This window comes from Aquicoccus sp. SU-CL01552 (assembly GCF_040365005.1).
In the GTDB taxonomy this organism is placed as follows: Bacteria; Pseudomonadota; Alphaproteobacteria; order Rhodobacterales; family Rhodobacteraceae; genus Antarcticimicrobium.
Genome location: NZ_BAABWV010000008.1, coordinates 26,245 through 38,756, shown reverse-complemented (window position 1 = coordinate 38,756; position 12,512 = coordinate 26,245). Strand labels below are relative to the sequence as shown.

Here is a 12,512-nt window from a genome sequence, read left to right as displayed (position 1 = left end):
CACACGCCACGATCAGGCGGCTGCGCTGCCGATGCTGCGGGTCGCCTGGACCCACCAGCCGGGATGCGCCGCAGCGATCCGCGCGGCGGCCTCTCGCGCCGCCGTGTCGTTGTCGTAGATCCCGAAACAGGTGGCGCCAGATCCCGACATCCGGGCAAGGCGGCAGTCTGCCGTTCCGCAAAGCGCCTGCAACGCATCGCGGATGTCCGGCGCGGTCGCGATGGCCGGCGCCTCAAGATCGTTGCGCTGCGCGCCCAGCCAGGACAGGAAGGCGGCCCGTGACCGCTCTTGTGGCAGCGCGCCCATCGCCGCGTTGTCTTTTCGCGTCAACGCCCGAAAGACCTCTGGCGTCGGCACATGGACCCCCGGGTTGACCAGCACCAGCGGCAGCGCGGGCACGTCGGGAACCTGGATCAACGCGTCACCGATCCCACGCATCTGCTGCGGCGCGTCGGACAGGCAGACCGGAACGTCGGCCCCCAGCTCGACCGCGCGCCCCTCGCCACCGAAGACCCGCAGCACCGCCGCCGCATCCGATGATCCGCCGCCGATCCCCGCCCCGTGCGGCAACTCCTTGTCCAGTCCAATGCGCAGACGGACCCCGGCCAGTTCCGCCGCGCGCCAGACCAGGTTGCGCGCGTCCTCGGGCACGCCCTTGGCAAAGCGCCCGGTCACCCGCAGCGACATCCGGTCGGCACGGTCAAGCCGCAGCCGGTCGCCCAACTCGGCAAAGACCACCAGCGAATCAAGCAGGTGATAGCCATCGGCGCGCTGGCCGGTGACATGCAAGGTCAGGTTGATCTTGGCTGGTGCGACGACCTCAGTCGCCATTGGCCACCTTGAGCGGATCGGCCCCCTCTTCGGCCAGGACCACGTCCAGCCCCACCTCGAGCTTGCGCCGGATGCGATCCGGGTCGGCCTCGCCGTCGGTGTCCTCGGGGTCGATGAAGGACAGCGCCCGCCTCCACTGGAACTCCGCCTCGCGGTGGCGGCCCACGGCCCAGTAGACATCGCCCAGGTGATCGGTCACCACCGGGTCCACCGGCATCAGCTCGACCGCGGTCTCCATGTGGGCCACGGCCTCGTCATAGCGCCCCATGCGGAACAGCACCCAGCCCAGCGAATCGACGATGAAGCCGCTGTTGGGCTGTGCCGCGACCGCGCGCTCGATCATGCCCAGCGCCTCGTCCAGTTTTTCCTGCTTTTCGACCAGCGAATAGCCAAGGTAGTTCAGCACCTGCGGCTGGTCCGGGTTCAGCTCCAGCGCATGGCGAAAATCGGCCTCGGCCTCGGGCCAGCGTTTCAACCGCTCAAGGCTGATGCCCCGGGCATAGAGCAGGAACCACTGGGTCGGCGCCCCCTCCTCGGTGAATTCCAGCGCCTTGTCATAGGCCTTGACCGCCCCGGCGTAGTCCTCCTGCTGGCGCAGCAAGTCGCCCAGCGCGTTGTGCACCACCGGCAGGGTCGGGTAGCTGCGCGCGAGTTGTTCCAGCACTTCGATCGCGGCGTCCGGCTTGTCGGCCCGGCGCAGCGCTTCGGCGCGGCCCAGTTCGGCGGCGTGGTGGTCGGGGCTGTCGGCGGGAACCTGTTTGTACGTTTCGACCGCCAGTTCGTACTGCTCCAGCCCGTCCAGGAGATCGGCGCTGAGCAACAGCGCGTCGATGTGATCGGGGCGCAGGTAATTGGCGATGCGCACGTAGATCAGGGCGTAGTCATCCGCCGCCTCGCCTTTCAGCGCGGCGCCGATGGTAAAGAACACCTCGGCCATGCCATCGCGGACGCTGCCGATCAGGTCGAACGGCAGTTGTTCGCCCGCCGCCAGCCGGTCGGCCACCGCCGTCAGGCCGGGATCGAAGCTGGCGCCAAAGGCATCGGCCATCATTTCCAGCGCATCGGCGTTCCGGCCCAGTTGCGACAGGATTTGCGCCCGCGCGATCACCGCGCGCCGCGACAGCCCGCTCAGGCCCGACTGCCGGTCGGCATAGATCGCCTCGGCGCCCTCGAAATCGCCCACCGTCGCCAGCGCCAGCGCCTTGTGATAGAGCGCGAAGCTGCGCAGCCCGTTCTCTTCGGCGACGCGGTCGAACTGCGCCAGCGCCTCGGAGACCGAGCCGACGCCCATATGCGCCCAGGCCGCCAGCAGCCCGTCAACCAACGGGCCGATGCCACCGGCATCCGCGTCGGCCTCGATCAGCGGCGCGAACTCGCCCCGCGCGATCCGGTCGGCGGCGATCACCATGTGCGCGGCCTGGTTCTTCAGCCCGGCGGCGCTCATCTTCTGGGCCACCGGCAACGCGCGTTCGATCCGGCCAAGCGCCAGTTGCGAGATGATCACGTTCTCCATCAGCCCGGGATTGTCGGCATCGGCACTGAGCGCGCGCGAGAAATAGCTGGCGGCCTGCGCGAAATCGCTCTCGAACAAGGCATGACGCCCGGCCAGGTACGACCCGGCGCCCGATTGCGCCAAAACCGGCGCGGGAAAGGCAATGGATGCGGCCAATACGGCGGCGGCCGCGCGACGAACTAGGGATTTCACAAAAACCTGCCTCTTCTGCTGGAGCGCCTTCAAGCTAGGCCCTCCCGCAGGCAAGGGCAATGGCGCGACCGGTCGCGACCGCGCCATTGCACCATTTCGTTACATGTTCGGGTAATTCGGCCCGTCACCGCCCTGCGGCGTCGTCCAGTTGATGTTCTGGCTGGGGTCCTTGATGTCGCAGGTCTTGCAGTGCACGCAGTTCTGGAAGTTGATGACGAACCGCGGATCCTTGCCCTCTTCCTCGACCACCTCGTAAACCCCTGCCGGGCAGTAGCGCTGCGCCGGCTCGGCGTATTTCGGCAGGTTCACGCCGATCGGCACGCTGGCGTCCTTCAGTTGCAGATGACAGGGCTGCTCTTCCTCGTGGTTGGTAAAGGAGAAGCTGACGTTGGTCAGCCGGTCAAAGCTGATCTTGCCATCCGGCTTGGGATAGTCGATCGGCTTGAACTTCGCCGCCTCGCCGGTGGCCGCGGCATCGGACTTGCCGTGGCGCAGGGTGCCGAACAGCGAAAAGCCCAGCGTGTTGGTCCACATGTCCAGACCGCCCAGCGCCAGCGAGGGCATCAGGCCCCATTTCGACCACATCGGCTTGACGTTGCGGACCTTTTTCAGGTCCTGGCCGATGGCGCCCTGGCGCACTTCGGTCTCGTATTCGGCAAGTTCGTCACCCGAGCGGTCGGCCTTGATCGCCGCATGCGCCGCCTCGGCCGCCGCCTTGCCCGAGAGCATGGCGTTGTGGTTGCCCTTGATGCGCGGCACGTTGACCATGCCCACCGAGCAGCCCAGCAAGGCAACGCCCGGCGCCACCATTTTCGGCATCGACTGCCAGCCTCCCTCGGAGATCGCGCGGGCGCCATAAGCCACCCGTTTGCCTCCCTCGAGCAGGTCGGCGACGATCGGGTGATGCTTGAAGCGCTGGAACTCCATATAGGGGAAGAGATAGGGGTTCTCGTAGTTCAGGTGGACCACGAATCCCACGTAAACCTGATTGTTTTCAAGGTGATAAATGAAAGACCCGCCACCGGCGTTGCTGCCCAGAGGCCAGCCCATCGTGTGGGTGACGGTACCCTCGCGGTGCTTGGCCGGGTCGATCTCCCAGATCTCCTTCATGCCCAACCCGAATTTCTGCGGGCAGTGGCCCTTGGACAGGTCGTACTTGGCGATCACCTCCTTGGAGAGCGATCCGCGCACCCCCTCGGAGAGGAAGACATACTTGCCGTGCAATTCCATCCCCGGCTCGTACGAGGGGCCGGGGGTGCCATCGGGGTTCTTGCCGAACTCGCCCGCGACCACGCCCTTGACCTCGCCCCCGTCACCATAGACCAGCTCGGAGCAGGCCATGCCGGGGAAGATTTCCACGCCCATCTCCTCGGCCTGTTCGGCCATCCAGCGGCAGACATTGCCCATCGAGACGATGTAATTTCCGTGGTTGTTCATCAGCGGCGGCATCGGCCAGTTGGGCACGCGGATCTTGCCCGCCTCGCCCAGCATGTAGAAGTTGTCTTCCTTGACCGGGACGTTCAGCGGCGCGCCCTTTTCCTTCCAGTCGGGGATCAGCGCATCCAGCCCGCAGGGGTCCAGCACCGCGCCCGACAGGATATGTGCGCCCACCTCCGAGCCCTTTTCCAGCACGACCACGTTCAGGTCGGCGTCAAGCTGCTTCAGACGGATCGCTGCCGACAGGCCCGCGGGGCCGGCCCCAACGATCACCACGTCGTATTCCATCGCTTCGCGTTCTATCTCGGCCATCAGGGGCTCCCTGGCTAAATCTGTCTGTCAACCCGAGCTCGGGGGCAATTTTCTTTCGCGGCTGAATACCCTTTGTCACCGGGCGAGGTCAATCGAAACACCGCGTAAATCCGCTGCGGCGCAGAAAAGGCGCATGGGTCAGATTTCCGGTTTGTCCCCCATGAGATAGCGTGGCCCGCTGCCCTTTTGGCCGGCCCGGTCGCCGGGATTGTAGAGCGCGCATTTGGGCAGCGACAGGCAGCCGCAGCCGATACAGCCGTCCAGGTTGTCCCGCAGTTTCTGCAGGGTTTCGATTCGCTGGTCCAGCCGGGCGCGGAACCGTTCGGCGATCCGCGACCAATCCTGCGGCGTGGGCGCCCGCCCGCCGGGCAGTTCGCCCAGCAGGGCGCGGATTTCCGGCAGGGTAAAGCCGAACTGCTGAGCGATCCGGACAAAACTCAGACGGCGAATGTCGGCCCGGGCGAACCGCCGTTGGCCACCGGCATTGCGCCAGGGCGTGAGCAGCCCTTGCTCCTCGTAGTAGCGGATCGCCGAGACCGCGAGCCCGGTACGTCGCGCCAACGCCCCGATCGGCAAACCGGCAGGTGGTTTCATGTCATCCTCCGAAATAGCTTGACCTAAAGTTAGGTTGAGAAATTACACAAGGTCGGGTCAAGGACAAAAATCGAAAGGACGACCCGATGACCGCAACCCTGGAACACACGAATTTCACCGTCGTCGATCCCGACACCACCGCCGCCTGGATGGGCGACATCTTCGGCTGGAGCGTTCGATGGTCGGGGCCGGCGCTGAACGGCGGCTATACCGTGCATGTGGGCGGCAAAGAGGATTACCTCGCGCTCTACCGTCCCAAGACCCCGCCGGAGGCGGGCCGGAGGCGGGCCGGACCAGCTATGGCGTGATCGGCGGGCTGAACCATGTCGGCGTCGTGGTGGAGGATCTCGACGCGACCGAGGCGCGGGTCAAGGCCGCCGGGTTCGTGCCGCACAACTACGGCGACTACGAACCGGGCCGCCGGTTCTACTTTCGCGATTCGGACGGGATCGAGTTCGAGGTGGTGCATTACGATGATTGATCTGTTGTGGCTTGCCGGCGGCGGGATCTCGCCGCGCCGTTCTCCTGCGGTCATCACCTGGCCGGACGGGCGAATCCGCCACCCAAGGTGACCGTGCGGGACGCGGGCGCCTGCCGGTCACTCTCGCCCCGGCCGCCGGATTTCATGGCGGAATCCGGCCACATGCGGGAAATGCCTGTGGACAGATGACCTGTCCCCCCTTGAAATCGGCGCCGGGATTGAGTCAGGTATTCGCCAGCCCAATCGCTCGCCCCGCTGCATCGTGCGGCGGGGCGAATAACTTTTGCGTGGATGGACAAGATGGAAAAAATCCCGATGACGCCGGCGGGCCACGCTGCGCTCGAGGCGGAACTGAAGAACCTGAAGTCGGTCGAGCGCCCCGCGATCATCAAGGCGATCGCCGAGGCGCGCGAGCATGGCGACCTGTCGGAGAACGCCGAGTATCACTCGGCGCGCGAGAAACAGTCCTTCATCGAGGGGCGCATCAAGGAGATCGAGGGGCTGCTGTCGCTGGCCGAGGTGATCGACCCGGCCAAGCTGTCGGGTCCGATCAAGTTCGGCGCCACCGTGACCCTGGTCGACGAGGACACCGACGCCGAGAAGACCTGGAAGATCGTGGGTGAGCAGGAAGCCGACATCGAGAACGGCCTGCTGAACATCAAGTCGCCCATCGCACGGGCGCTGATCGGCAAGGAAGAAGGCGACAGTGTCGAGGTGCGCACGCCGGGCGGCGAGCGGTCCTACGAGATCCTCAAGATCATCTACGCCTGACGGAGCGCGCAATATGGCCGCCGGCCCCTCCCCCGACCCGGACAAGGCGCTGAACACGCCGCTGGGCATGTACGACCGGCCCAGCCGGCCGCAGGTCACCGGCATCGAGCTGACCGCCCTTGCGCTCAGCGTGCTATGGCTATTGGGCGCGGTGGCGTTCCTGTTCGCGGCGCCCGCGGGGGGCGGGATCGACGGGCTGCGCTTCATCATCACGCTGCTCGCGGTGTTCCTGCCGGTGGCGATGATCTGGGTCGCTGCTACCGCTGCCCGCGCCAGCCGGGTGATGCGCGAGGAAAGCCGCAGGCTGCAAACCGCCATCGACGCGATCCGCCAGGCGCAGATCGCGCAGCAGCAGCGCGGGGCGACGCAGCAGGATGCTTCGGTGAAAAAGAAGCTGGAGGAGATCGCGGAGACGGCGCGCAAGACCGAGGCGGCGCTGGCGGTGTTCCATTCCAGCCGGGCGGCCGAGGCGACGCGGCAGGTGGTGCAGGCCGCCGCCGCTGCCGCGCCGGAGGGCGAGGACCAGGGCGCGCTGGAACTGGGCACCCCGGCCGAGGCGCTGAGCCCGCCGCTGCCGCACGCGGATTTCATCCGCGCCCTGCATTTCCCCGAAACCGCCGAGGACGAGGACGGATTTGCCGCGCTGCGCCGCGCGCTGAAGGATCGCAAGGCGGCCCAACTGATCCAGGCGGCACAAGATGTGCTGACCCTGCTCAGCCAGGACGGCATATATATGGATGACCTGTCGCCCGACCGGGCGCGGCCCGAGGTCTGGCGCCAGTTCGCCCAGGGCGCGCGCGGCCGCGCGGTGGCGGCGCTGGGAGGTGTGCGGGACCGCTCTTCGCTGGCGCTGAGCGCGGCGCGGATGAAGCAGGACCCGATCTTTCGCGATGCGGCGCATCACTTCCTGCGGCGGTTCGACCAGTCGTTCGCGGAGTTCGCCGAACAGGCCAGCGACGAGGAGATCACCGCGCTGGCCGAGACGCGGACGGCGCGCGCCTTCATGCTGCTGGGCCGGGTGGCGGGCACCTTCGACTGATCGCGCATCGGGGGATTTACCCCCCGTTTCGTACAAATCAGACACCCGGAAAAACCATCCGATCCGCCTCTTTGGGGGATTTGCGGGCCGTTTTGTACAAGCTTCCTTGCCAGCCGGTGAACACCGCCCCCAGCGCGCGCCGCCTTAGCCGCCGGTTAACCCGATGCCACCAGCCTGCGCCTGTCCGATTCCGCGCCGCGAGACGCATTCACCCGGGGAGGCCGCCGATGATCCATCTTTGCCCGATCAGCCAGTTGCGCGACAGGCTGGGCGGTTACGTGCAGGCGGTGGCCCGCGATGGCGACCGGGTGGTGATCACCCGCAGCGGTCGCGAGGTCGCCGGGCTGGTGCCGATGGCGGAACTGACCCTGCTGGACACCGCCAGCACCCGCAGCATGGAGTACAAGGCCTGGCAGGTGGCGCAGGAGCTGATGCGCTGGCGGATCGTGAAGGAAGGGTTGGCGGCGTTGGAGCGGGAGCGCGACTGAAAGCCGGCTCAGCGCGCCGATCCGAAACGGGCCAGCGTGGCGCGCAGGAAGGCGAGGAAGGTCACCGTCCAAACCACGATCGCGGCGTAGGAAAACAGCCGCGCCAGCGGATCGAGGAACCCGAAGCCGAGCGCGGCGCTCATCGCGTTGGTGGCGACGGCGTACATGCCGATGGGAAAGACCGCGCCCCAGTAGAGCGGGTCATAGCGGAACGGGAACCTTTTGTAGACATGCCGCCAGATCCCGAGGATCAGCAGCATCGGAATCCACCATGTTCCCGTCGCCCAGTAGAAGATGGTGAAGCCCTTGAGAAACGGCGCGATGGAATTCAGGAACCAGGCGTCGGCGGTATTGCGGATCAGCAGCGACCCCGCCAGCGTCGAGATCGCCATCGCCCCCATGTTGATCCAGTAGGGCGGCGAGAGGTCGCCGGGCGAGAACCGGAAGAAGGTGTAGCGGTAGAAGATCAGCGACATCATCCAGATGTAAAGCATCCCGCCCCAGAGCCACATGGACAGGGCGAGGAAATTGAGGTCGAGGCGCAGCGGCTGTTCCACATGCGCCGCCAACAGGGCGGACAGCACGGCAATCGACTGGGTCGAGACCACCGCGAGCAGCCATGCGCCGGAAATCCCGGTTTCGAGTGAGGGTTTTTCCTCTTTCACCGTCAGGGCGGTGAAGATCGTGTAGGTGAGCAGAAGCCACAGGCCGACGGCAAGGAACCACAGGGCAAAGGCGGGGGTCCGGGCCTGAAACAGCAACAAAGCCTCGCTGCCGAGGATGCCGGTGGCTGCGACCTTGGTGAAAAACCCCGGGCCGCGCAGATGGTCGATCACGTCGAGGAACACCGCGCGGGGATGGTAGATGAGCCGGAACGCCGTGAGGGTCCAGAGGATCGCGTAGGACAGGCAGGCGATGGCGAAAAGCCCCAAGGCAAGCGGGCGCAGCCCGATCTGGCTGGAGGCGAGCGAGACGATGCCGGTCGCCATGACCATGCCGAAACTGGCCGGCAACAGGGTACGCACCTGCGCCGCCAGCAAATCCCTGAGCGGGGCGCGGGCGTCTTGTCTTGCGGGCTGGGTCCCCATCGGCCCCCTCCTCCCTCGTGAGCCTCCGATTATCCTGTCGGGGGTAGCGTAGCGGCAGGAATGGGTACCGTCTTTACCTATTTGCACCCGGCGCTGCCGCCTTTCGCCGCAGAGGGGGCGTGTGGTGGGGGTCAGGCCCGCATACGGTCGAACCCCGGATCGTAGGGCGAGGCGGGGATGACGCGGGCGGGGACGGGTTCACCGAGGATATCGACGGTCATCTCGGTCCCCTCCTGAGCGACCTCCGGCGCGACAAAGGCATAGGCCAGGTTGAGGCCGGTGCGATGGCCCCAATCGCCCGAGGTGACGGTGCCGACGATTTTGCCATCCGCGACCAGCGAGGCGCCACCGTGGGCGGGGGCCTCCGAGGTTTCGACCGCAAGCGTCACCAGTTTGCGGCGCGGGCCGTTTTCCACCCGTTCGAGCAGGGCCGGCTTGCCGATGAAGTCCCCCTTGTCGAGCTTGACGAAGCGGTCAAGCCCGGTCTCGAAGGGGTCGAACTCGGTCAGGAGGTCGGCCTTCCAATGCAGGAAGCCTTTTTCGAGCCGCATCGAATCCACCGCCCGCGCGCCGAAGAGGCGCAGCCCGTGCGCCTCGCCCGCCTTGCGCAAGGCAAGATAGGCGGCGTGCAGGCTCTCGTTCGGGACGTGGATCTCATAGGCCAGTTCGCCCGAGAAGCTGACGCCGAGCACGGTGGCGGGGGCGATGCCGATATGGGCCTCGCGCAGCGAGAGCCAGGGGAAAGCCTCGCGCGACCAGTCGCCGCGCGCCGCCGCCGAGAGCACGTCGCGCGCCCTGGGGCCGGCCAGCACGAGGATGGTCTGGGCGTTGGTCAGCGAGCGGATGGTGACATCCTCGGCCGGGCGCAGATGCGCGGTGAGCCAGTCCATGTCGTGGTATTCCGAGGCCGCGGCAGAGCCGTACCAGACCCGGTCAGGCCCGCGATCCGAGGCAGGGATATTGGCGATGGTCGCCTCGGTCTTGAGCATGCCGTGATGGTTCAGCAGGTAACCCAGCCCGACGCGGCCCGGCTTTTTCGTCACCCGGCCACAGAGCATCCGGTCGAGGAAGCCGTGGACGTCCTTGCCGGTCAGCTCGAAGCGGTTGAAGCCGGAGACCTCGGTCAGGCCGACGGACGTGGCGACGGCGGCGACCTCCTGTGCGACCAGGTCGTGCACCTCGTTGAAGCGAAATCCGAGGGTTTCGGAGAAATCGGGCGTGGGCTTGATGTAATCCACCCGCTCCCACCCGTTGACGGTGCCGAACTCGGCCCCCTCGGCGGCCAGCAGCGGGGTCAGCGGCGTGGTCTTCATCGGGCGGCCGGCGGGGCGGTGTTCGTGCGGGAAGTGAAAGCGGAATTCGTTCTGGTAATCCTCGATCGCCTTGAGCGCAGTGAGTTCCACCGTGGCGTGGCCGGTGAAGCGGCGCGGGTCGATGACCCAGGTGTCATACTGTGCCTCGCCGTGCACGATCTGCTGGGCCAGCAGCCAGCCGTGGCCGCCGCCCTCGCCCAGCCCGGCACGCAACCCGATGATGCAGAAGGCATTGCGCTTGCCCGGGATCGGGCCGACCAGCGGCGCGCCGTCGATGGTATAGGTGATCGGGCCGTTGACGATGGAGCGGATGCCGGTCTCCATCAGCGCGGGCATCCGGGCAAAGGCCCCCTCGAGCACGTCGGTCACCCGGTCGAGGTCGTCGGGGCAGAGATCGTTGGTGAATTTCGGGTCAATCCCGTCCATGCCCCAGGTGCGGCAGCCCTGTTCGTAGAAGCCCAGCAGCAGCCCGCCCTTTTCCTGCCGGCAGTAGTAATCGCTGATCGGGCAGCGCAGCAGCGGCATCCGGTGGCCGGCCTCGGCGATGGCGGGGATGTCCTCGGTCAGGAAATACTGGTGCTCCATCGAGGCGACCGGGTGGCTGACCCCCATCATCGCGCCGATCTCGTTGCAGCGGTAGCCGCCGGCGTTGACGACGATCTCGGCCCTCACGTCGCCCTTTTCGGTGTGCACGGTCCATGTGCTGTCGGGGTGCTGGGTCAGCCCGGTCACCGGGGTGTGGCGGTTGACCTCGGCCCCGGCAAGGCGGGCGCGGCGGGCCAGCGCCTGGCACAGTTGCGCCGGGTCGATATGGCCGTCGGTGGGATCCCAGAGCCCACCCAGCAGGTTGTCGGTGGAGATCAGCGGGTGGCGGCGGGCGCATTCGGCCGCGTCGATCACCTCGAACTCCACGCCCATGCCGCGGGCCATCGAGGCAAAGTGGCGATAGCCGTCCATCTGCGCCTCGGTATTGGCGAGGCGGATGCCGCCGTCACCGTGGTTGTAGCCGACCGGGTACTCGGGATCGTCGCGCAACTCCTTGTAAAGGGCGATCGAATGGCTTTTCAGGCCGACCATGGTCTGGGTCATGCCGAAATTGGTCACCTGCGCGGCAGAGTGCCATGTGGTGCCGGAGGTGAGCTCGTCCCGCTCGATCAGCATGACGTCGGTCCAGCCCTCTTGCGTCAGGTGATAGAGCGCCGAACATCCCGCGATCCCGCCGCCGATCACCACTACCCTTGCCTGGTCCCGCATCGCTGTCTCCTTCGTCGCTTGCCCGCTGCTGTCCCGCCCATCAGAGCGGCGGCACGGCAAAGGTCAAAGGAAATGCAGGAGTTCCGGGATTCCCGGATCTGTTGTTCGGAAAATCGCGGAGTTTGGGTCGCCCGCCACCACTCAGCCCCCCGGCTCCAGCACGGTGAACCCCTCGGCCAGCCAGGGATGGCTGCGGGTGATCGGGTCGATCGCCAGCCGGCGGACGCTGTCGCGGATCAGCCCGGCGATGGCGCCGGCGGTGGGTTGGTCGAAATCGCGCCGCGACAGCAGCGAGATGTGGCGCGCAAAGGTGCTCATCGGCAGCGGCTGCAGCCGGACCTGCGGCGCGTATCTCTGGGCGCGCAGGAAGCCCAGCGGGGTGAGGATCGCCCAGCCGTCGCCATTGGCGATCACCGCCATGATCGACTGCACGCTGTCAAAGGTGAAGCGGTCGGGCAGCGCAATGCGATTGCGGGACAGATGCGCATCGACCTGCCGGCCGATCAGGTGGGCGGTATTGAAGCGCAGGAACGGCAGGTCGGCCCGACCATGCAACAGGTCCGCCGCGTCGGCCTCGATCCCGCGCGGCATGGCGACCAGGAAGGGATCGCGCAGGATCGGGTCTGCCAGGATGTCGCCGGGCAGATCCCCGGTCTCGGCGGCGACGGCGACCTCGAGCTTGCCGCCGCGCAGGCGCTCGGGGGCCTCGTGGCTGAGCACGGTGCTGATCGCCAGTCGCGCGCGCGGCATCCGCCCGGCGAGGGCGACGGCCAGTTCCGGCGCCACGTTGCTTTCGAAATCCTCGACGATGCCGATCCGCAGCGACCGGGCGCCCAGCAGCCCGCCGACGGCGGTCTCGCTGGTGGCGCGGCGCAGATGTTGCAGCCCGGCGGAGAGGTGATGCAGCGCCTCCCGACCCTCACGCGTCAGCTCAAAAGGACGCGAGGACCGGTCGAGCAGGACCACGCCCAATTCCTCCTCGAGCCGGGCAACGTGATGCGAGACCGAGGAGATCGACAACCCCATCTCGCGCGCGGCCAGCTGCATCGAGCCGGTCCGCGCCACCTGCTCGAAGGCCTCGAACACCTGGAGAGAGAGCTTTGGCAACGGCATGGGAGGGCTCCGGCAGTTTCGCGATCAGGGGAACTGTCGGCGCTGGGGCGGGGGGAGTCAAATTGGAGGGGGACTGCCGTCCCAGC

10 protein-coding genes and 1 pseudogene are annotated in these 12,512 nt (G+C 67.0%); 4 read left to right on the top strand and 7 right to left on the bottom strand.

The window, feature by feature from the left end; all coding sequences use genetic code 11:
- Positions 1-12: 12 nt before the first annotated feature.
- From ABWV23_RS10685 to soxR, 4 genes are all read right to left on the bottom strand, one after another.
- Positions 13-831, bottom strand: coding sequence for a 4-(cytidine 5'-diphospho)-2-C-methyl-D-erythritol kinase (locus ABWV23_RS10685; protein WP_353347495.1), 819 nt, complete (start codon positions 829-831; stop codon positions 13-15).
- Positions 821-2,536 (bottom strand): tetratricopeptide repeat protein, encoded by a 1,716-nt coding sequence (locus tag ABWV23_RS10680; protein ID WP_353347493.1) that lies wholly within the window; start codon positions 2,534-2,536, stop codon positions 821-823. The genes ABWV23_RS10685 and ABWV23_RS10680 overlap by 11 nt, the downstream gene beginning before the upstream one ends.
- A gap of 99 nt (positions 2,537-2,635) precedes the next feature.
- On the bottom strand, positions 2,636-4,285 hold the full coding sequence (locus ABWV23_RS10675; RefSeq protein ID WP_353347491.1) for an electron transfer flavoprotein-ubiquinone oxidoreductase: 1,650 nt from the start codon (positions 4,283-4,285) through the stop codon (positions 2,636-2,638).
- Between the two features lie 138 nt (positions 4,286-4,423).
- A complete protein-coding gene (gene soxR, locus ABWV23_RS10670; protein WP_353347489.1) occupies positions 4,424-4,879 on the bottom strand; it encodes a redox-sensitive transcriptional activator SoxR in 456 nt (151 codons plus the stop codon).
- A gap of 86 nt (positions 4,880-4,965) precedes the next feature.
- Between soxR and ABWV23_RS10665 the strand changes: the two are divergent.
- The 4 genes and pseudogenes from ABWV23_RS10665 (at position 4,966) to ABWV23_RS10650 (ending at position 7,658) form a co-directional block, all read left to right on the top strand.
- Positions 4,966-5,360: pseudogene (locus ABWV23_RS10665) on the top strand (VOC family protein).
- A 300-nt stretch (positions 5,361-5,660) separates the two neighbouring features.
- Positions 5,661-6,131 (top strand): transcription elongation factor GreA, encoded by a 471-nt coding sequence (gene greA / locus ABWV23_RS10660; protein ID WP_353347487.1) that lies wholly within the window; start codon positions 5,661-5,663, stop codon positions 6,129-6,131.
- A 13-nt stretch (positions 6,132-6,144) separates the two neighbouring features.
- Positions 6,145-7,170: a hypothetical protein gene (locus ABWV23_RS10655; RefSeq protein ID WP_353347485.1), complete on the top strand. Its 1,026-nt coding sequence runs from the start codon at positions 6,145-6,147 to the stop codon at positions 7,168-7,170.
- 227 nt (positions 7,171-7,397) lie between these two features.
- Positions 7,398-7,658, top strand: coding sequence for a type II toxin-antitoxin system prevent-host-death family antitoxin (locus ABWV23_RS10650; RefSeq protein WP_353347483.1), 261 nt, complete (start codon positions 7,398-7,400; stop codon positions 7,656-7,658).
- An 8-nt stretch (positions 7,659-7,666) separates the two neighbouring features.
- Here ABWV23_RS10650 and ABWV23_RS10645 read toward each other — a convergent pair whose 3' ends face one another.
- The 3 genes from ABWV23_RS10645 to ABWV23_RS10635 form a co-directional block, all read right to left on the bottom strand.
- Positions 7,667-8,746, bottom strand: a complete 1,080-nt coding sequence (locus ABWV23_RS10645) for a tellurite resistance/C4-dicarboxylate transporter family protein (protein WP_353347481.1) — start codon at positions 8,744-8,746, stop codon at positions 7,667-7,669.
- A 131-nt stretch (positions 8,747-8,877) separates the two neighbouring features.
- A complete protein-coding gene (locus ABWV23_RS10640) occupies positions 8,878-11,313 on the bottom strand; it encodes a GcvT family protein (protein ID WP_353347479.1) in 2,436 nt (811 codons plus the stop codon).
- 141 nt (positions 11,314-11,454) lie between these two features.
- A complete protein-coding gene (locus tag ABWV23_RS10635; RefSeq protein ID WP_353347477.1) occupies positions 11,455-12,426 on the bottom strand; it encodes a LysR family transcriptional regulator in 972 nt (323 codons plus the stop codon).
- Between the last annotated feature and the right edge of the window lie 86 nt (positions 12,427-12,512).